The organism is Natronorubrum marinum, from assembly GCF_052040125.1.
Taxonomy (GTDB): domain Archaea; phylum Halobacteriota; class Halobacteria; order Halobacteriales; family Natrialbaceae; genus Natronorubrum.
This window is the reverse complement of the sequence record NZ_JBPPFV010000001.1, coordinates 617,860-637,726: the sequence shown is the minus strand read 5'-3', so window position 1 is coordinate 637,726 and position 19,867 is coordinate 617,860. Positions and strand designations below refer to the sequence as shown.

At 65.4% G+C, this 19,867-nt stretch carries 19 protein-coding genes; 6 read left to right on the top strand and 13 right to left on the bottom strand.

Annotation, left to right across the window (positions count from 1 at the left end; translation table 11 throughout):
- Positions 1-337 precede the first annotated feature (337 nt).
- Positions 338-817 (bottom strand): RNA-binding protein, encoded by a 480-nt coding sequence (locus ACSFC5_RS03255; RefSeq protein ID WP_440763829.1) that lies wholly within the window; start codon positions 815-817, stop codon positions 338-340.
- Between the two features lie 216 nt (positions 818-1,033).
- Here ACSFC5_RS03255 and ACSFC5_RS03250 point away from each other — a divergent pair, with 216 nt between their 5' ends.
- The 3 genes from ACSFC5_RS03250 to ACSFC5_RS03240 all read left to right on the top strand — a co-directional run bounded on the left by ACSFC5_RS03250 (position 1,034) and on the right by ACSFC5_RS03240 (position 3,672).
- A complete protein-coding gene (locus tag ACSFC5_RS03250; protein WP_440763828.1) occupies positions 1,034-1,654 on the top strand; it encodes a TMEM175 family protein in 621 nt (206 codons plus the stop codon).
- 108 nt (positions 1,655-1,762) lie between these two features.
- Positions 1,763-3,208 carry a metallophosphoesterase gene (locus ACSFC5_RS03245; RefSeq protein WP_440763827.1) on the top strand — a complete coding sequence of 482 codons (1,446 nt, stop codon included), beginning with the start codon at positions 1,763-1,765 and terminating at the stop codon, positions 3,206-3,208.
- Positions 3,209-3,378: 170 nt separating this feature from the next.
- Positions 3,379-3,672 carry a DUF7562 family protein gene (locus tag ACSFC5_RS03240; RefSeq protein WP_440763826.1) on the top strand — a complete coding sequence of 98 codons (294 nt, stop codon included), beginning with the start codon at positions 3,379-3,381 and terminating at the stop codon, positions 3,670-3,672.
- A gap of 87 nt (positions 3,673-3,759) precedes the next feature.
- On the opposite strand, the gene ACSFC5_RS03235 is transcribed toward ACSFC5_RS03240, so the two are convergent.
- Positions 3,760-5,979: a histidine kinase N-terminal 7TM domain-containing protein gene (locus ACSFC5_RS03235; protein WP_440763825.1), complete on the bottom strand. Its 2,220-nt coding sequence runs from the start codon at positions 5,977-5,979 to the stop codon at positions 3,760-3,762.
- Between the two features lie 179 nt (positions 5,980-6,158).
- On the opposite strand from ACSFC5_RS03235, the gene ACSFC5_RS03230 reads away from it, so the two are divergent.
- Together ACSFC5_RS03230 and ACSFC5_RS03225 are read left to right on the top strand one after the other, a co-directional pair.
- On the top strand, positions 6,159-7,457 hold the full coding sequence (locus ACSFC5_RS03230) for an RNB domain-containing ribonuclease (protein WP_440763824.1): 1,299 nt from the start codon (positions 6,159-6,161) through the stop codon (positions 7,455-7,457).
- A 288-nt stretch (positions 7,458-7,745) separates the two neighbouring features.
- Positions 7,746-8,729, top strand: a complete 984-nt coding sequence (locus ACSFC5_RS03225) for a S1C family serine protease (RefSeq protein WP_440763823.1) — start codon at positions 7,746-7,748, stop codon at positions 8,727-8,729.
- Positions 8,730-8,762: 33 nt separating this feature from the next.
- On the opposite strand, the gene ACSFC5_RS03220 is transcribed toward ACSFC5_RS03225, so the two are convergent.
- From ACSFC5_RS03220 to rtcA, 7 genes are all read right to left on the bottom strand, one after another.
- Positions 8,763-9,542: an alpha/beta fold hydrolase gene (locus tag ACSFC5_RS03220; protein ID WP_440763822.1), complete on the bottom strand. Its 780-nt coding sequence runs from the start codon at positions 9,540-9,542 to the stop codon at positions 8,763-8,765.
- Between the two features lie 67 nt (positions 9,543-9,609).
- Positions 9,610-9,813 carry a GNAT family N-acetyltransferase gene (locus ACSFC5_RS03215; protein WP_440763821.1) on the bottom strand — a complete coding sequence of 68 codons (204 nt, stop codon included), beginning with the start codon at positions 9,811-9,813 and terminating at the stop codon, positions 9,610-9,612.
- 61 nt (positions 9,814-9,874) lie between these two features.
- Positions 9,875-10,153, bottom strand: a complete 279-nt coding sequence (locus tag ACSFC5_RS03210) for a hypothetical protein (protein ID WP_440763820.1) — start codon at positions 10,151-10,153, stop codon at positions 9,875-9,877.
- Between the two features lie 58 nt (positions 10,154-10,211).
- Positions 10,212-10,757 (bottom strand): GNAT family N-acetyltransferase, encoded by a 546-nt coding sequence (locus tag ACSFC5_RS03205; RefSeq protein ID WP_440763819.1) that lies wholly within the window; start codon positions 10,755-10,757, stop codon positions 10,212-10,214.
- Between the two features lie 308 nt (positions 10,758-11,065).
- Positions 11,066-11,575, bottom strand: coding sequence for an Hsp20/alpha crystallin family protein (locus ACSFC5_RS03200; protein ID WP_440763818.1), 510 nt, complete (start codon positions 11,573-11,575; stop codon positions 11,066-11,068).
- Positions 11,576-11,841: 266 nt separating this feature from the next.
- Positions 11,842-12,795: a bifunctional 2-dehydro-3-deoxygluconokinase/2-dehydro-3-deoxygalactonokinase gene (kdgK1, locus tag ACSFC5_RS03195; RefSeq protein ID WP_440763817.1), complete on the bottom strand. Its 954-nt coding sequence runs from the start codon at positions 12,793-12,795 to the stop codon at positions 11,842-11,844.
- Positions 12,796-12,924: 129 nt separating this feature from the next.
- Positions 12,925-14,043 (bottom strand): RNA 3'-terminal phosphate cyclase, encoded by a 1,119-nt coding sequence (gene rtcA, locus ACSFC5_RS03190; RefSeq protein ID WP_440763816.1) that lies wholly within the window; start codon positions 14,041-14,043, stop codon positions 12,925-12,927.
- A 238-nt stretch (positions 14,044-14,281) separates the two neighbouring features.
- Here rtcA and ACSFC5_RS03185 point away from each other — a divergent pair, with 238 nt between their 5' ends.
- Positions 14,282-14,512, top strand: coding sequence for a hypothetical protein (locus ACSFC5_RS03185; protein ID WP_440763815.1), 231 nt, complete (start codon positions 14,282-14,284; stop codon positions 14,510-14,512).
- A gap of 55 nt (positions 14,513-14,567) precedes the next feature.
- On the opposite strand, the gene mutL is transcribed toward ACSFC5_RS03185, so the two are convergent.
- The 4 genes from mutL to ACSFC5_RS03165 form a co-directional block, all read right to left on the bottom strand.
- Positions 14,568-16,823, bottom strand: a complete 2,256-nt coding sequence (mutL, locus tag ACSFC5_RS03180; protein WP_440763814.1) for a DNA mismatch repair endonuclease MutL — start codon at positions 16,821-16,823, stop codon at positions 14,568-14,570.
- A gap of 111 nt (positions 16,824-16,934) precedes the next feature.
- Complete coding sequence (locus tag ACSFC5_RS03175) at positions 16,935-17,912, bottom strand: hypothetical protein (protein ID WP_440763813.1); 978 nt, start codon at positions 17,910-17,912, stop codon at positions 16,935-16,937.
- 27 nt (positions 17,913-17,939) lie between these two features.
- A complete protein-coding gene (locus ACSFC5_RS03170) occupies positions 17,940-18,836 on the bottom strand; it encodes a dihydrodipicolinate synthase family protein (RefSeq protein ID WP_440763812.1) in 897 nt (298 codons plus the stop codon).
- Positions 18,837-18,951: 115 nt separating this feature from the next.
- Positions 18,952-19,794: a helix-turn-helix transcriptional regulator gene (locus tag ACSFC5_RS03165; protein ID WP_440763811.1), complete on the bottom strand. Its 843-nt coding sequence runs from the start codon at positions 19,792-19,794 to the stop codon at positions 18,952-18,954.
- Positions 19,795-19,867 lie beyond the last annotated feature (73 nt).

Genomic DNA, 19,867 nt, shown 5'->3' with positions numbered 1-19,867 from the left:
GCGGAACCTGCGGTTCCGCGGACCGTGCAAACGGCGCTTCGCGCCCGTGAGCAGAAATCGGCTGGGGTGTGCGAGGCGTGAACTGCGCGAGACCGGAGGTCCCGCGAACTGGTCGCGCGGTAAAACCGCGCGACACGGAGTGAGCCTCGAGGGTGCGAACGGGGAACGAAGTGACCCGTGAGTGACGTGGAAATCACCGCCGCCAGCATGAGCAGACTGTTCAGCACGGAACTCACTACAGGCACAGAGCCACCGTCAAAATCCGAATATCTCGTCCTCGAGGCAGCTTCGAGAGTCGATCGACCGGCGACTCTACGAAGAAATCCGCGGTCGATGACTAGCCGCTGAACTCGTAGAGATCGTCGCCGACGTGGTGCAGCGAGTCGATAACCTTCCCCTCGCTCCCGACCATATCCGAGCCCGCGACTCGGGCCCGTCCGACCGCCAGCACCTTTCCGTGGGACTCCTCGGCGATGACGACCAGATCGTCGGGCTCGATGTCGTCCGTGGCCTCCGTGATCCCCGGCCGCATCACGTCCGCACCGTCGCTGACAAACGAGATCGCGCCGGAATCGACCGTCACCAGCTGTTTCTCGGGCTCGTAGACGTTCGCCCCGCGAACCGTCAGAAACGGTTCGTCGTCGAAGTAGGCGACTTGCGGCTCGCCGTCGATGAGGACGACCTCCCAGTCGGTCTCCTCGAACTCGACGCGTTCGTAGGCATCACCGTCGGGCGAGACGCCGAGTTGCTCCTTGAGCGTGGTCTCTACGTCCGAGACGGCGTCACTCCGGAGGTGGTGTCGAGACTTGACCTGCATACTCGCCCTTCCGCCCGCGTGCATTTAATAGGTTAGATTCTGCATCACAGGTCGAACGAGGGCCCGAGGGAAACTCGAGCGGGCCGTCGATCGGCAGCGAAACGCCGATCGGCAGCGGAGCGTCGGTCTCGGCCGAACCCGAGTCCTCGCGCTCCCGAGCCCTCACTACGAGCGAAGCGGGACAGCGTATTCGTCGCTTCGAGTGGACGCCACCGTATGGTACGGACGCTCGGGGGCCCGGACACGGATCGAATGGAGGCGCTGAGCGACGGCGTGTTCGCCATCGTACTCACGCTGTTGGTGTTGCAGTTCGAGGTGCCGGACGTCTCCGCCTCGGAGCTACCGGCCGCAGTGGCCGACCAGGAGACGCTGCTCGTCAGCTACCTCCTGAGTTTCGTCGTCGTCGGACTCTACTGGATCATCCAGCACAACCTCTTTTTGTACATCGAGGCCCACGATCGGATTCTGCTGTGGCTGAACCTGTTGTTCTTGCTCTCGATCTCGTTTCTCCCCTACCCGACGGAGCTGCTGGGCGTCTACGGGACGCAGTTCGCTTGGACGCTGTACGCGGTCAACTTCGTGCTGGTGGGCGTACTGATGACCGCCGTCTGGGCCTACGCCGCTCGAGCGGGCTTTACGGGCGACGAGATCAGTACTCGAGCGGCGTCGCTGATCACGATTCGGGGGTTGATCTCCCCGGCCGTCTTCGCCCTCTCGATCGCCGTCGCCGCCGTGGCCCTTCGGCTGGCGTTTTTCGTCCCGGTGTTGATCATCCCGCTGCAGATGGTGTGGGTCCGGTACTACCAGCGGGAGATCGACGATCCGGACGAGGCATAGACGGAATCGGAGCGAGCGAGAATCGGGCTACTCGCGGTGAGCGACCGATCGTCGGGAACGGGCAAACCACTATCTTTCCACGGCTGGTAGCTCGTCGGAACATAATCGATGGCCACCGAGTACGTTTTCATCAGCGACCTCCACATGGGCGGCGACGAGCAGCTCACAACGCTCGATTTCGAGGCCGAACTCCTCGAGTTTCTCGCGGATCTCGAAGCGCGCGGCGGCGACGTCGAGCTGATCATCAACGGCGATGCGTTCGGGCTGTGGGAGTACGCCGAAGTGACGGGACCGGCGAAACTCGAGCGCGTGATCGAGGACCATCCGCGGGTGTTCGAGCAACTCCGCGCGACCGGCGCGGAGATCGACATCACGCTTATCCCGGGCAACCACGACTACGACCTCGCTTGCTACCCCGAACACGCCGACCGACTCGCGGCGTTCAATATCGCGCTCGAGCCCGAAATCGCGATCACTCGCGATGTCGACGTCGACGGGGCCAACGAGGCCCCGCAAATCTGGATCGAACACGGCCAGCAACACGACACGAACAACCGGATGCCCGACTGGGGCAACCCCGACGCGCTCCCGGTCGGCTACTTCGTCGTCCAGCAAATCGTCGATACGGCCGGCCGCTACTCGGAACGGGCCAGCGGCGACTGGCTGCGCGACATCCAGTCGGTGGCCCCGATGGAGGAGATCCCGCGTTGGCTCCTCTCGAACTACTTCTACCGGGAGATGAGTCCGTACCTGCGGGCGATCGTCGTCCCGCTGTTGTTGTTCTTCAACATCACGCTCGTCTACCTCTTCGGGACCGTTCTCGAGGTCGCGGGGATCCTCCCGGCACGGCTGTTCACCGATAATCCCGTCGTCCACGCGCTCGGCATCGCCGACATCGTCCTCGAGATCATCGTCACGATCAACCTCGTGATCATCGCCGTCCTCCTGTTGCTCGCGGTCCCGCTGTGGTTTTTCAGACGCGATCTCGAGCACACACTCGAGCGCTTCGGCGTCGCGCTCTCGGGGATTCGCGTCGGACAGGGCGACGAGCCGTTCATGCACGCGGCCCGGGAAACGCTCGAGACAAACCGCGACGTCTGCGTCTACGTCTACGGTCACACCCACCGCGCGTCACTCACGCAGTGGGGCGATCGGGTCGTCGTCAACACGGGCACCTGGCTGAAAAAGCTCCAGCACGTCGAGACGCGGTTCTCGCGACTACCGGGCGTCTACGTGCCCTCGTTCAGGCTGAACTACGTCCGAATCTTCGCCGAAGGGGATCGAGTCGTCGTCGAGTACGAGGAGATCGAGACCGACCAACCGCGGGACCTTACCCGCTTCCAGCGACTGATCGCGCGTCGTCCGCCGGCGAAAGAACCGATTCCCGCGCGAACGGTGATCGATCCGGACGGGGCGCTCGAGGCGCCCGACGCTGACACAGACCTCGAGGATGAGGCCGAGCGGAAACCGGTGTCCGACGGTGGCGACAGCGATTCGGGTATGGTCGACAGCGATCGACCGGACGGGACGGGCGGCAACCGTGATTTACTGTAGCCAACTGCCCGTAACCGACGGGAGAACGTACCACGAAAGCGACTCGCCAAACCGATCGAGACCCGATCCGCTGGAGAACGTCCGCTTCGAAGATTGATAGATCTCCCGGACAGTCCGCCCACCGAGATCGTATGTGGATTGCTAAGTAATAGCACGATATTAAGAGAGATATGTGGCCCTCCCGGACCCACACTGAGACGGTGACGTGTCTCGCCTGTGGTGAACAAGTCTCCCGGTCGAAGGCACGCGAATACGACAAACACGGCGATCGCTGGGACCGTGACGAGAAGTCGTTCGAACACCTCTGTAAATCCTGTCACAACGATCTCTGTCACTACCCGCGGGACGAACTCGAGGGGTTACTGGTCGAACTCGAAGCGGGCGAAGCGACACGGGAGCGCTTTCTCTCGAGCTATCTCGAGACCGTCGAGGATCGATACGGGGCGCTCGAAGAGGAGTATTGAATCGCTCCTCGACGGACACCGCCAGCGGAGCGACGCCGCTGTCCCGCCCGCGGTCACGCAGACCGACGGCTCTCGAGGGGACCCTGATTACGCGTCGTCGACGGCGGTCGAGTCCCGAGTCGCCGCAGGTGCTCGGGACGTGTCCGCAGTGTCGAACTCGAATCGAGCGCCTCCGCCAGCGCTCTCCGTAATCCGAAGCGTCCAACCGTGGCCGTCGGCGATTTCGTCGACGATCGCGAGCCCGAACCCGGTTCCGGACGGCGACGACGTCTCACCGTACTCGAGGACGCGCTCGCGCTCGTCGGCCGGAATTCCCGGCCCGTCGTCTTCGACAAAGAATCCCTCGGGGGTGGTACCGATTCGTACGTGAACGGAAACGTCGCTGCGATCGCCCGCCGCTTCGGCTCCACCAGCTGCTGAACGGTCGGTGAAACCGTGTTCCACGCTGTTCTGGCGAACCTGCGAGCCAGGACTCGTGGAGCAATGCTCCACGCTGTTCCGAAACAGGTTCTCGAGCAGGCGCACCAATCGGTCCTCGTCGGCGACGGTCGGCCGATCGCTCTCGACCGACCGCGTCGCCCCACCGGTGTCGACGTTCGCCCACGCTCGATCGACGACGTGAGCGAGATCCACCGGCTCGGTGTCCTCGATCGGTTGCCCCTCTCGAGCCAGGCGTAACACGTCCTCGATGATCGCCGCCATTCGGTCGTGAGCGAGTTCGATATCGTCGTGATGCGCACAGTCGACGTCGTCGCCGGCCGCCTCGAGGTAGCCTTGGGCGACGTTCAGCGGATTACGCAGGTCGTGGCTGACAACGTCCGCGAACCGCTCGAGTTGCTCGTTCGAGCGACTGATCTCGCGTTCGCGTTGCTTGCGGTCGGTGATATCCCGCGTGTTCAAGACGACGCCCTCGACGAACGGATCCTCGAGCAGGTTGCTCCCGATCGTCTCGACGTCTCGCCAGTCGCCGTCGGCGGTTCGGAGGCGGTACTCCGCCCGATCGACGGCGATATTCGAATCGAGTCCGCTCCGAAATCGCTCGACGAGTTCCGCTCGATCGTCCGGATGCACCAACTCGAGCGCCGATCGCCCGACTAGTTCCGCGGGTTCGAATCCCAGCACGGTCGTACAAGAGGGACTCTGGTAGCGGATGATTCCGCGGTCGTCGACCATCGTGATGAGGTCGGACGCGTTCTCGATGAACGACTGATACCGCTGTTCGACGGCGTGTTGCTCGGTAACGTCGCGAAGGAGGAGCAGCCGAATCTCGTCCGCGCTCAAGAGCCGCTGAACCTGAACGTCAAAGAATCGGCGGCCGTCGTCGCCGTCGACGACGATTTCGATCTGGTTCGTCGGCGCCTCGTCGCGGACGACCGGAGCGATCTCGGGGAAGATCGTGGTCACGTCCCGGCCGACGATGGAGGAGGGTGCGTCGCCGGCAACGCTCCGCCGAGCGGCCGCATTGCTGTCCCGAACGCGATTCGCCTCGTCGATCACGAGGAAGCCGTCGCGCATGTCTTCGACGACGGCGGTTCGGGCGACGGGAGCGATATCCAGCAGGTGATGGCGATAGATCGCGACGGCGAACACGACCCCGGAGACGGTGAACGCGACGGGCGTCAGATCGAGGTTCCCCGCCGGACCCAGACCGAGCGCCCACGCGATATTGGGACCGAACGGAACGAGAACCGCGATCAGGACGGCAACGGACTGCAGGCGGTAGACGCGTTGTGATTCGTACACCGTCTTGAGCAAGAGTCCCGCGGCGACGACGACGAGTCCGTACATGAACAGAAGGGTGACGATCGCCGCCGATCCCAGCGTTCGATCCAGAACGACAAAGCCGTCGACGACCGCGGTGTCGATGGGACGTTCGTACAGGTTTCGGTACTGGGTCGCGTGCAGAACGAACCCAGCTGCGGGGACGAACGTTACGGCGAGGAGCGTCCGCCGGGTGAGCCACCGTTCGTGATCCGAGTACGCGACGGCGAAGGCGAACAGCGAGACCACCACGAGAATAGAGCTGACGTAGGCGACGCTCAACCAGAACCGTTTCGCCGGCAGCTCGACGCTCAGCAACTGCAGCGCGTACGCTCCGGACCAGAGCGCACAGCCGGCGTTCAGACCGACGAACGCACGGACGCTCGGGTCGTCCATCGCGTCCGACCGAGCCACCACGGTATAGACGGCCAACGCACCGGAGATGGCCATCGCCAGAAACAGCACGCCGAGATACGGGAGGAGATGGGGAGGATACTGCCAGGACATGTCGTCGGATTCGTCCCCGTCTTTCGCCCGGATCCCCATACCCGTTCTGGCTGACTCGCGGCCGGTCGGAGTCGTTCGGCAGGTCGACAATCGTTCGTCAGGGCGACCGGACGATCGCCTCTTCGGGCGTTTCTCGGCCGCGGTCGCCGGTCGAGTCGGTCGCGCGAGGCCGTTCCCATCCCGACACGACTTTCACCCTTTCGTCCGTACCCTACCGTATGAGTGACGACGCACAGGCCGAAGCCGGCACGGCCGAAGGGCAGGGCCCCATCGAGATCAGCGACGACTTGGCACGCCATCTGGAGAACAAGCGCGAGGAACTCTTCGAGAAACTCGAGATCCGCGACGAGTTTCCCTCGGCCGTCCTCGAGGAAGCCGAAGAGCGAACCGTCGACGTCCACGCCGAAATCGCCGACGAGGTCGATGAGCGAAAAGACCTCCGGGATCTGACGACGTGGACGACGGACCCCATCGACGCCCAGGACTTCGACGACGCCATCTCGATCGAGGAGCGAGACGACGAGTACGTCCTCTGGGTCCACATCGCCGACGTGACCCACTACGTCAACCCCGAGACGGCGATGTGGGAGGAGGCCGTCGAGCGCGGGAACACGGTCTACCTGCCGGGCTACACCATCCACATGCTGCCGCCCGTCCTCGCCGAGACCGTCTGCTCGCTGGTTCCCAACGAGGACCGACTCGCCCACACCGTCGAGATGCACCTCGACAAGGAGACCCTGAGCTACGACAATATCGAGATCTACAAGTCCGTCATCGAGTCCGACGAACGGCTGACCTACTCCCAAGCCGAGAACCGACTCGAGGATCCCGACGCTCCCCTCCACGAGGAGAACAAACTGGTCCACGAGGTCGCCGATCGAATGCACGAGATCCGTAAGGAAGACGGCTCGCTCGTCCTGAATCCGGCCCGCGACCGCGCCCACACCATCATCGAGGAGTGCATGCTGAAGGCCAACAAGGCCGTCACGCACGAACTGATGTGGAATCGCGGCGTCGAGGCGATGTACCGCGTCCACCCCCAGCCGAGTCCCGACGAGTGGTCGAAAGCGCTCCAGGAGATCCAGGACTTAGACGGCGTCTCGATCCCCGGCAGCACCTGGGACGATCCACGGAAGGCCGTCAACGCGACGCTCGAGGACGCTCCGGGTCGCCAACTCGACAAGATCCAGTGGGCCGTGATGAAGGTCATGCCCCGCGCGAAGTACATGAACGATCCATTCGGCGGCCACCACGCCCTGAACTTCGAGATATACGGCCACTTCACCAGCCCGATCCGCCGCCTCTCGGACCTGATCAACCACTGGATCGTCTACCAGAACGACGTGCCGGTGAACCTGATCGAACTCTGCGACCGCGCCAGCAACAAGCAGAAAGACGCCGAGCAGGCCGAACGCGAGTACAAGACCTTCCTCCAGGAGGTCGGCCTCGATCCGACGGCGGTCAACAACCGCGGGATCGAAGTCGTCGACGAGAGCGAGGCCGAGAAGACGCTGTGAGCGAGGTCGAGTGACCAACGAGAACGAGACCTCGATACGTCGAACGGGGAACGAAGTGACCCGTGAGGCAAGCAGAACCTCGCGGGCAGTGCGAGGACGAGAAGACGCTGCAACAACCCCCAGACTCGCCTCGAGTCGCACCCTCGACTGCCGACGGATTCCCCACACCATCTTTCCCTCGAGACGGCCGTTCCGCGACGGCGACTGACTTATGCTATCATGGCCCCTACCCTGCGGTAAATCCGTCGACGGAGCCGAGCTGCAACCGTCTCGTCGCGGAGGGAACGAATGAGCACGCAATCTACGTTCGAACAGCTGTACCGCGAGACGATACCGTCGGTCGCGTCACTCTACGTCGATCCGGACTACCGGCGGTCCGGCGGAACGGGATCCGGATTCGTCTACGACGACGAGTACGCGATTACGAACCAGCACGTCGTCGGCGACGCCGACGAGGTCGACTTCCGATTCGACGACGACTCCTGGGGAACGGGTCGCGTTATCGGAACCGACGCCCACACAGACCTCGCCGTGGTCCGGACCGATGACCTGCCGGCGGCCGCGGAACCGCTCTCGATCGCCGAGCGAACGCCGGCACCGGGAGAACCGGTCGCGGCGCTGGGGAACCCGATGGGACTGGACGGAACGATCACGACAGGGATCGTCAGCGGCGTGAACCGGTCGTCGCCTACGGGCGGCGGGTTCGTCGTCCCGGACACCGTCCAGACCGACGCGGCGATCAATCCCGGCAACAGCGGCGGCCCGCTCGTCACGCTCGCCGGCGAGGTGGTCGGCGTCAATCGAGCGAAGGCCGGCGACAACATCGGGTTCGCCATCTCCGCCGCTGTCGTCTCTCGCGTCGTCCCGGATCTCGTCGAGTTCGGCCAGTTCCGTCACCCGTACCTGCGGGTCCGGACGGTGGACGTCTCTCCCACGGTCGCCGACGCGAACGACCTCGAGAAGCCCCGCGGCGTCCTCGTCGTCGACGCGCCGCTCGGTCCCGCGAGCGCCGCACTGCGAGGGTCTCGGAGGATTCGACGGCTGCGAGCGCGCGAGGTTCCCGTCGGTGGCGACGTGATCGTCGGGGTCGACGGCGAGGCGATCGATTCCCACGAAGAACTCCTGCGTCACCTGCTGCTCGAGACGCGTCCCGGCGAGACGATCGAGATCGGGCTGCTCCGGGAGGGGCGGCGAACGACGGAGGAGGTCGTACTCGCCGAGCGTCCGGATCGGGCTACCGACCCAGCCGAGACGCGCGTCCGGATCGAGTGACCGCCGATACGACCGGACGACTGTTTTCCGGCGTTACAGCCCTTCGCGCTCGAGAAAGTCCACCGCACCCTCGCTGAATCGATCGTCCGGAACCGTCGTTAGATGATCCGCACCGGGAACGACGATTGCCTCGCCGTTGGGAAAGCAGTCGGCGAGGTCCTCGGGGTCGCCGACGAGGTCGTCGTCCTCGCCCGCGACCACCATCACTGAGTGGGCGATCTCGCCGACCTGCTCCCAGTCGGCGGGCGGCGTTCGTGCCCGGGCACACGCCGCAAGCGCGTCGAGGTCGTTGTCCGTCGTCTCCGCGAAAGTCCGAAATCGCCTCCCGACCGGGTTCGAGACATCGGACGGGTCGTCCGCCGTGAGCCCGTCGGCGATTACGTCTCCGACACCGCTTTCGGACAGCGTTGCCGAACCGATGCCGGCGAGCACGCCCGCGTTGAACCGGTCGGGATAGGTGTAAAGCAACTCAAGCGATAGCCTCCCGCCCATCGAGTAGCCGAGCAGATCGGCCGTCTCGATCCCGAGGTGGTCGAGCACGGCGACGACGTCTTTCGCCATCGTCGCCGTTTCGTAGGCTGCGGGATCGTGCGGCGTCCCGCTCTCGCCGTGGCCCCGACAGTCGAGCGCGACGACGCGGCGATCGGCCTCGAGCAGCGTCTCGTACCAGTCCCGGTCGCGCCAGTTGTCGGTGCGACTCGAGGCGAAGCCGTGGACGAGAACGATCGGTGGTGACTCGATAGCCGACTCACCCTCGGGAATGCGGTCGTCGTACGCGATTCGGACGCCGTCGACGGAGTGGCCGTTCGACATACGCTGTACTCCACTCGTCTCCTCCTAATGGTTCGGGATCCGACACCGTTCGGCGAGGGCGAGCAGCTTAGGTACGGACACTGTCGGTCCTCCCCAGCCGTTTCTCGTAGACGACCTCCGCAAGTCCGTCGTCCAGATCGCTCTCACACGTCCGGACGAGTTCGAACCCGTTGGACTCGTAGAACGAGATCCCGACGTCGTTGTCCGCGAACACGGACAGCTGCAATCGGTCAGCCGTCGATCGCAGATCGGTCTCGAGGCGCTCGAGCATGGCCGTTCCACCACTCCGGACGGACGTACAATCGAATCAAGCGGGCGACGCCGGAGTCGAGTCATTGGGGCGCACGCCCGCGTGAGCGAAGGCCGCCGATTTCGGTGTCAGTCGCGCCGGTGGATGGCTCCGGAGCGGCGACCAGAAACCTCACGTCGTTCCGCTCGGCCGCGTCGGTAATCGTCCCCTCGAGATCGGCGACCGCGTACCACTCGTCGGTGATCCGTTCGACGCGGTCGGCACCGAGAAACTCGTCGTAGGCGGCGTGCCAGCTCTCACGAGCGACCTCCCGGACGGAAGCGGCGTCTCCCGGCGTCGCGTCACGAACAGCCCAGTCCATACGCCACGCTCGGCGAACCCGGTCAAAAACGTTCATATCCCAACCATTCCTGAACGCGTTACAACGATTTTTCGTAGACGTACTCCTCTAACCCCGCCGCCAGGTCGGTCTCGCGCGTCCCGATGCGTTCGAATCCCGACGACTCGTAGAAGGAGACGCCGATATCGTTGTCCACGAGCACGGAGAGACGAATTCGGTCGAACGACGACTCGAGGTCGGCCTCGAGGCGCTCGAGAAGTCGGGTTCCCGCGCCGGAGCCCCAGCGCTCGGGACGGACGTAGAGCCGGGCCAGATAGCCGACATCGGCGTCCTCCGGCCACGGGACAACGTGGGCAAAGCCCAGGCAGTCGCGCTCGAAATCGGAGTCGGTCTTCGACTCGCAGTCGGCCGGCGTCGGTTCGACGACGATGAAGGCGGCGTCGTCGCGGTCGGTCGCATCGGTGATCGACGACTCGAGGTCGCCGATCGCGTACCAGTCGTCGACGACGTCGTCGACCGTCTCCGAACCGATGATCTCGTCGTAGGCGGCGTGCCAGCTCTCGCGGGCCGTCTCGTGGACGGCCCAGACGTCGTCAGTGGTCGCCTGCCGAACGACTCGAGTCACGCGTACTGCTACCACGCCGAAGGGGAAAAGTACGCGGCCAGCCGGTGATTGGTTGTACGGGTTCTGACACGTATTTCGAGTCTTTCTCGGAGTCGTGACGCTGAAGCGACGAGGACCGTATCAAAGGCGAACGTAGTTTTCGATAACGTAGGTCCGTACGCTGAAACGTTCGGTGAGGCATCGAACGAAAATCGTGGTGAGCGATAGCTGACTACTCGCACTCGGAAACGGAATACGGGCCGCAAAGCATGACAGAGGCCCAGAGCGGGACGATTCGGTCGGATGAGTATCGGAATCCCCCTCGCGAATCACTCGATCTCGATGTGGTGTCCCTCGTCTTCGTGGTCGTCCTCGGCAGGGAGAGACACTTCGAGGACGCCGTTGTGGTAGCTCGCGGTAATCTCGTCGGCGATGATCTCCTTGGGTATGGGGGCCCGTCGGCCGACGCGGCGAGAGCGAACGGACCGGTAGGCGTCGGAGCCCGCTTCGACGTCGGTGTGGGCCTGGATCGACAGCAGACCGTCGTCGAAGGTCAGGTCGATGTCGTCCTTCTCGAAGCCCGGGAGGTCCATCACGTAGACGTAGCCGTCGTCCGTCTCCTCGAGCGTCGCCGCGGGGTCGGTCCCGAAGGTCGATTCGACGCCCCACTCGCCGCCGACTACGGGTTCGTCGGCGGACTCGAGTGCGGGCCGCTCGGCGGTGTCGAGTTCGGGACCGAACCCGGGTGTCTGGAACTCGCGCATCCAGGTCGAACGAAGTTGGTCGAAGCTGCGGTCCATCTCGCGGAACAGGCGGTTCATATCGTCGAAGGATCTCATAAATGATCGACACGGTATAGGTCACGTTTAATAATAAAGATTGCTGGACAGTAGATAGCACGTGTCTCTGCCCCGATACCGACCGACAAAAGTATCGTTTCCAGAGACCGAACTGTAACACGGCACTGTTTTCAAACCACGCTTCAACCGGCGTGCGGGCGGCGTGAAACGGCACATCGAGGACCCAGGTAACGTTCGACCCGAGCCGCGAAAGCCGTGAACGCGGCGACGAGCGACGCGTCGACGACGGCCGATCGAGTCGGCCGTTATCGCGACAGTGCCGTCCCGCCGTCCTTGACGACGGCGTCGACCTCGTCCTTAGAGAGCAGCGCCACGTCGCCGGGGATCGTCCGCTTGATCGCTGCCGTCGCCGCGGCGTACTCGAGGGCCGTGGGAACGTCCTCGCCGTGGAGGCGGCGGGCGATGAACGCGCCGGTGAACGCGTCGCCGGTGCCGATCGGGGAGACGGTGTCGGTCGCGTAGGCTTCCTGATCGTGGACCACGCTGTCGTGCCAGCCGATCGCCCCCTCCGAGCCGCGGGTGACGATGACGGTTGTGAACTCGTACTGCGAGCCGAGTTTGTGCGCGAGTTGGCGCGGATCGCCCTCGAAGCCGAGGACGGTCCGGGCGTCGCGAGCGGCGATAACGAGAACGTCGATGCCCGGGAACAATCGCGTCAGCGTCTCGCGAGCCTCGTCGGGCGACCAGAGCTTGTTCCGGTAGTTGAAATCGAAGGCCGTCGTCGTCCCGCCCTGTCGGGCCGCCTTGAGCATGTTCGCCGTCGTCTCGCGCAGCGTCGAGGAGAGCGCGGGCGTGATCCCCGTCGTAAAGAAGACGCGAGCATTCTGAATCTGCTCGATATCGAACTCTCGAGCCTCCGCCGTCGAGATGGCGGTGTTCTCGCGGTCGTAGATCACGTTCGTTCCGCGGGGCTCGCCGGCCTGTTCGAGGTAGTACGTCCCCTGCCGGCCGCGGTGGCTCCAGACGACGTCGGTCTCGATCCCGTGTCGCCGGATCTCTCCCACGACGCGCCGGCCCAGCGGCGTCTCCGGGACCTTCGATAGCCAGGTCGCCGTTGCGCCCAGTCGGTCCGCCGCGATGGCGACGTTGCTCTCCGCACCGCCCGCGTGAACCTCGAACTCGTTCGCACTCTCGAGTCGCTGGCTGTCAGGCGGCGACAGCCGGAGCATCGTCTCGCCGAAGGTAACGATATCGCTCACGGCTCGGCCCCCCAGACCGGACCACGTCTGTGTTCGTCGACCATGCGGGGACCAACGAACGGCGCTGTCATAAGTTGTGGCGTTCTGTTGGACGCCTGTTACGCCGAGGGCGAGAACCGTCGCCAAATGCTATCGATCGACGGGAGACGCGACGGAGACAAGTGCCGGCCCGTCGGTATCTGCACGCTCGTCGGTGCGCGCGATATCGACCGTCGCGCCGAACGCGGTGAGCAACTCACAACTCGAGACGACGTGATCGGTCACTGCAGGAACCCGAACGCGGCCGCCCTCGAGTGCAAGATAGACGAGCAGCTGGTCGGCCAGGTGGCGGTCGACGGGAGCCGTCCGAGAGCCTGATTCCTCGAGGAACCGATTCAGGCTATCTGCAGCGTCCTCGCCGACGCGTTCGGCCGGCTTCCCTCGTTCGCCGAGGGCGGCAAAGCCGGCGACGCCGTTCCCGTGATCGATCCGGAGGACGATCGCCGTGCCGGGAGACGGACTCGCGACCGTCGTCTCCCGGCGTTCGAGGACCTCGAGTCCGAACTCGTCGAGTGTCAGTCGCTCGAGGGCGCCTTCGGCCTGCCGGAACGCCACGTCGCGATCCGCGAGCGACGCCGACTCGGTGGAGTAGAGCCGAACGCCCTCGAGCGGCCCCCGTTCGGCGAGATCGATCGGCTCGAGGCTCGAAGGGGCGAGCTGTAGCGTTACCCGCCCGCCGCCGTCGGGATAAAACCCGCGGCGGTCGACCTCGTAAGCCGCGGTGAGTCCGAATTGTCCCAAGAGCGGGAGCTTGACGTATCGGGAGTAATCGATCGGCGGCGAGAACGGTACGTCGGTGCCGCCCGTGACCGTCACCGAGAGCCGGGAGTCGAGCACCGTCGCGAGCGGTAGCAAACTGTCGAACAGCAGCGTTGCGCTCCCCGCCGTACCGATATCGACCTCGTACTCGCCTCCCGTGAGCCGGCCCGGTCCCCGACCGTGCCAGTCGGTGGCTCCGTCGATCGACTCGAGCCCTGGATCGAACGCAACCGTCTCCGCGCCGAGTTCGACCCCGGAAACGTCGGCGTCGCAGATCGCAGCCAGCGTCTCGAGGACGGCCAGGTGCTGGTGTCGGAGTCCGGGCGTCGATCGGTCGCCGCGAACGTTGTCGATGCGAACGGGCTCGTTTTTCAGCACCGAGAGCGTGAGCGCGGTTCGGACGAACTGTCCGCCCGCGTCCGATCCGTCGAGTTCGTGTCCGGGAGGCATGGTCGACGGAACGGCCCCGAGTGCCCTACCAGTGGCGATGCCGATCGTGCGCTGTTCGGGGGCGTTCGTAGCGCCGTCGGTACGGTCCTGCAGAGCGCTTACGAACCGTCCCTACCGACCCTGAGGGACGTACATCGGACTCGAACCACTCCGAAGATGACCGTAAAACCGCTACCGGGAGTCGTTGTCGTCTGTTGCAGGCTGGCACGTTAGGCTGAGTGGGAGCCAACGAGCGTGTATGAGCCAACTCGGCGACCGACTCGTCATCCTCCTCATCGCCGCCACCGGGTTCGCCGTGCTCATCGCCGGCTGGGCTGGTGGCCTCGTCGAAGCGGAAGCACCGATCGGATGGGAGTTCGCCCTGATGGGCGGGCTCTTCCTCCTGTTGATACTCGTCCTGATCGGGTTCTGGATGGAGTTCAGTCTGATCGACCGCGATCGAGAGCAGAATCAGGACCGACCGGACTGATCGAACCGCGCTGTCGGTCACTCGAAACCGACGCCGACGGCCGCTCGAACGCGTCTCAGCCCTGATGACCCGGATAATCGCGCTCGAACCGGTCCTCGATTTCGCGTGCGTCGAACTGCACGATTACGGGCCGTCCGTGCGGGCAGGCGTAGGGGTTCTCGCAGTCGTCTAACGCCGCGAGCAGGTCGACTACTGAGCCCTCAGTGAGCGACGTGCTCCCCGTGATCGACGGATAGCAGGCCAGGTCGCCGAGGAACTCGTCGGCCAGCGCGTCGACCGTCTCCGCGCCCGACTCGCGGTCGCCCTCGAGGAACGACGCGAGCACGTCCCGGATGCGCTCGGGCTCGAGCGTCTCCTCTAACACCGCCGGAACGGTCGTCACGGCCACCGTCCGGTCGTCGGTCCGATCGGCGTAGAATCCCAGCCGCGAGAGTGCCTCGCGATAGCTCTCGAACGCCTCGGCCTCGACGGCGGTCAACTCGAGTTCGACGGGCGACGCGAGCGCCTGTGCGGCGGGGTCGTCCGCGAACGCCCGCTGCAGACGTTCGTAGTTCACCCGCTCGTCGGCGGCGTGCTGATCGATCAGGGCGAGCCCGTTTCCCGTCTCGCAGACGAGGTAGGTGTCGTCGAGCTGGCCGAGGACGCGCAGCGCGGGCAGCGAGTCGAACTCGGTTTCGCCGCCGGTCGCCGGCTCGCCGGTGAGCGTGCGCTGTTCGGTCGCGGCGGCGAACTTGCGTTCCGGATCGGGGTCCGGACTCGAGGTACGGGTTGTCGTAGACGGCTCGGTGGTCTCGGCGGCCGCGACGTTAGACGAATCGGCCGTCACGTCGGACCCGCTCTCCGTTGCACCCGACCCGCTCTCCGCCGAGTCGGGTTCCGACGGTGCGCTGTTCACGTCGGACGTCGAGGAGGGGGACGTCGGTTCGGCACTCAAGTCGCCAGCGGAACCCGACGGACTCGAGGAGGGCGTCGAACCCGCGCCTGCAGAATCCCCAGCGGAAGATGAGGCGGAGGATCCTGCGCCAGCGGCCGTCGGTTCGGACGGTTCGACGTTCATCCCATCGTCGGCAGCCGCACCGTCGGCGGACGACGCGGTGTTCGACACACCAGTACCGGCCACGTCGTCGGCGGACGACCCGGACTCGCCATCGGTCCCCGGAGTGGCCCCGGTCTCGCTCGCCGTCCGCTGGGTTGCATCCGCCGAGCCGGGCTCGACTCGAGCCTCCGCCGGCGCCGACCGTCCGCGCGGGGCGTGCGATCGGAGCAGTCCGTGCTCGAGCAGCGCCGACTCCACGGCGGCATCGACCTGTCGGCGGACCGCGTCGTCGTCGTCGAAGCGGACCTCCCGTTTTCGCGGGTGGACGTTGACGTCGACGGCGTCGCCGGGGACCTCGAGGAAGAGCGTGACGAACGGGTAGCGGTCGCCGCCGAGTTGGGTGCCGTAGGCCCCCATAATCCCCTCGCGGATGGCGTCGGCGGTGACCGCGCGCCCGTTGACGTAGGTGGCGAGGTACTCCCGACTCGAGCGGTTGGTTTCGGGGTGGGAGACGAGGCCGGAAACGGACTCGAGCGGGCCGGGCGGGTGGTCGTCGGCGTCGGCCTCGAGGGCGATCATCGCGCTCGCGACTTCGCGGCCGTAGACGGACATCACGGCGGCCTGCAGGTCGCCCTGGCCCGTCGTCGCGAACACCTCGCGGCCGTCGTGGGTCAGGGAGACCGCAACGTCCGGGTTGGCAAGGGCGTAGCGCGTAACGATACGGTTGACGTGGGCGAACTCCGTCGCCGTCGTCTTGAGGAACTTCCGACGGGCGGGCGTGTTGTAGAAGAGGTCGTCGACCTCGACGATCGTTCCTGCCGGGCAACCGGTCGGTTCGACTGTCCTCACCTCGCCACCCTCGTAGACGAGTTTCGTGCCGGCGCCGCCGGCCGCGTCTCCGTCTCGCGGGCGTGATTTGATCGTCACTCGCGAGACCGAACCGATCGTGTGCAGCGCCTCGCCCCGGAAGCCGAGGGTGGCGACACCCGACTCGAGATCCTCGAGGCCGTCGATCTTGCTCGTCGTGTGCTCGCGGACGGCCGCGCGAACGTCGGCCTCGCGCATTCCGCGGCCGTCGTCGGCGACGCGGATCAGTTCGGTGCCGCCCTCCGCGACGGTGACGTCGACGGTGTCTGCGTCGGCATCTAAGCTGTTCTCGAGGAGCTCCTTCACCGCGCTGGCGGGGCGTTCGACGACCTCGCCGGCGGCGATGCGGGCGACGGTGTTCTCGTCTAACTGGCGGATCTCGGTGTCCTGTGGTGGTGTCTCGGTCATGGCTCGAGCGCTGAGTGAGCGGCGGCGTCCGTGGCCGGTCTCAGTCGACATCCTCGGTCGAGACCGATTCCGCGCGCTCGGTTCATGGCGTTCGCTCTCGCTCGAGCGTGGTTAAACTGTGGGTTGGCGAGGAGCGCAGTCCCACGTCTCGAGCGCCCGCAGAACGCTCTCGGGATCGTTGATTTTCGACCGGTCACAGCGGATATCGGGTCGAAAGCGGCGCTCGAGGACCAGCTTCTGCTCGGTAAGCCCCACGCCGGTGATTCGGTCCCAGCGGACGAACCGCCGGTAGGACGGGATCAGCTTCGGTTCGAAGACCAGACCCGCCTCGTAGGCGCGGAGTTCGCCGCGCTCGTATGCCATACCCGGAAGCGGGGAGAGCATTACCGCGTCACCGCCGGGTTTCGGGATCGAGACGGTCGGCTTCCAGCCGAACGCGACGCAAAGGGATGCGGCGAAGAGCATTCGGATCGGAGGCTGTCCTCGGTTGACGGTGACAAACGCCGCGACCGCCAGCAGTCCCAGTCCGAGTCCGAGCATACCGACGTGGGTCCCCGAGTGGTGCCACGTCCAGCCTGCGGCCGCCGCTCGCTTGCGGTCGATGGCCGCGCCGATATACGCATCGCGGGCGACCAGTACGAGGAGTCGTCCCGACAGTCCGATCCCGAGCAGCGCGGCGGCAGCGAACGGGAGGTGCCAGTTCCCAGGGAGGAGACCGAACGCCGCGAGGGCGACGACGCTGCCTGCGACGGCCACCGCCGGAAGACAGAGCGCGACGGTGCGCCAGCGCCAGGCGCCGAGTCGAAGCGCGAGTTCGGGGTTGGCTCGAGCGACGATCGCTCCGCAGAGGACGCCGCCCGTGAACGCCGTCGGAACGAGTCCGAGGATCACGTCACTCGAGCCACCGGCTGCCACCCCGATCACGCCGACGATCGCAGCCGCGACGGCCGCAGCGTAGAGGGCGAGTGCGGCGGGCCAGTCGACGCCAGTTTCGGGCTCGGGACTGTCGACGGAGGCGGGATCGGGAGCACGAGCGGGATCGGAATCGCGGGTTATCCCGCCGTCCGCATCGCCTTCGATGACGGTCATCACCCCATCGTTCGATCCGAAGACCTATTAGTCTCCTGACTCGAGCAGCCCGTCGACAGCCTCGCCGATCGACTCTCGGCCCTCGTCGGGTACTTCGACTAACGGCGGCCGAACCGCGTCCGAAGGGATCACGTCGCGGTACTCGAGTGCGGTCTTCGTCGCCGGCCCGAAGCCGTAGCTCGCACACGCGTCGAACAGCGGGACGATGGCGTCCTGCAGTTCCTCGCCGCGCGGGTCGTCGAACGTCGCGTGCAACTCGGTGTACTCCTCGGGAGCGACGTTCGAGAGCGCGTTCACGCCGCCGTCGGCCCCCATCCGCAGCGCGGGCACGAGCAGGGCGTCGTACCCCTGCAGCATGAGGAACTCGTCGGGGGTGTTTCGAAGGACCGAGAGGAAGTACTCGAGGTCACCGCTCGAGTCCTTCAGCCCGATCACGTTCTCGTGGGTCGCGACGGCCGCAAGCGTCTCTGGCTCCATCCGTTGGCCGGTACAGACCGGGATGTTGTAGAGCAGTATGGGGAGCGGGGCGCGATCGGCGACCTGCTCTACGAACTGCTGGTTGCCTTCGGGAGCGTTTGCCGTGTGGAAGTACGGCGGCGTGATAACCGCGGCGTCGGCGCCGAGTTCGGCTGCCGTTTCCGCGTGAGCGACCGCGTCGTGGACGCTCGTCGCTGCTGCACCCGCGAGCACCGGCACCTCGCCGTCGACGCGTTCGACCGCGAGTTCGTGGACGCGGTTGCGCTCCTCGCGTGCGAGACTGGCGAACTCGCCCGTCGTTCCGCAGGGGAAGACGCCGTCGATGCCGGCCTCGAGGAGGTGGTCGATCAGGTCGGCGAACGCGGCTTCGTCGACGTCGCTCGAGTCGTCTTCGAACGGCGTCACGAGGGGTGTGGTGATACCGGAGAGTGCCTCGGTGAGATCCATATCGAGAGTATTTCTCGCTGAGCGCAAAAACGTACCTCCTCTCGACGGTGATTGGCGCCAGCGCAGTGCACCGTAGCGCTAGCCGACCGAGTGTCGGTGCACCGCCATCCGGTCCTTACCGCGGCTCCACGCTCAATTCGCGGTCGCGACTGCGATCCGTCCGGAAGAAGTCGTCCGGATCGAACGGGCGCGCTTCTCGCCGTTGCTTCTCGTAGACCTCGTTCGCCCACTCGCGCGCCTCTGGCGCGGACGTATCGATCACCGCCTCGAGTTGTGCCGACTCGCGATCGTGCCCGCAGATACCGATGCAGTCGTCCATAATGTTGAGACCGCACCGGTCGTCGTCCGGTAACGCGTCGTGGAGCAGAATCGTGCAGTTCTCGCATGCGAGTGCCTCGGCGGTCAGCTCCGGGTTCCACGCGACGATCGTTCGGAGAATCCGGGGCGCGTAGATGTACTCGACGTCCATCCCGTCGATGACGCGGCGACAGAACACCTCGAGATTCCCGGACTTGTACAGCGTCGTTCCGAAGCCGCGGATCGCGTCGGTGGATTCGAGCAACTGCGTGACGCGCTCGATCGGTTGGTAGGGGTAGCCCGGTCCGGGGGACGCGACCTCCGCGTCCGCGAACAGGTCGACGGTAAACCCCTCCATCTCCCGCGGAAGCCACCGCCAGACGTCACGCAGCGTTCGAGCCGTCGCCATCCCCGACCACAACTCCACGAAACGCTCGGTGACGAACTCGCCCAACGGCGTCGGTTCGTAGCGTCCGTCGTCGCGAACGATCCAGCCGCGGTCCTCGAGGTCGCGGATGATTCGTCCGACCGTGGGATTCGACGCGCCGGTCACGTCGCACAGATCACGGCGGTCGAAGGCGTCCTCGGACAGCGCATCGAGCACCGCGACTCGGTGCTCCGACCGGGCCAAGAATTCGATGTCGAGTAGTGCATTGTCCATTGGTACTAGTACGCATAGAAGATCAATACAGTTCGCGAGAAAATCGGTGACAAACCAAACCGAATGACTGCCC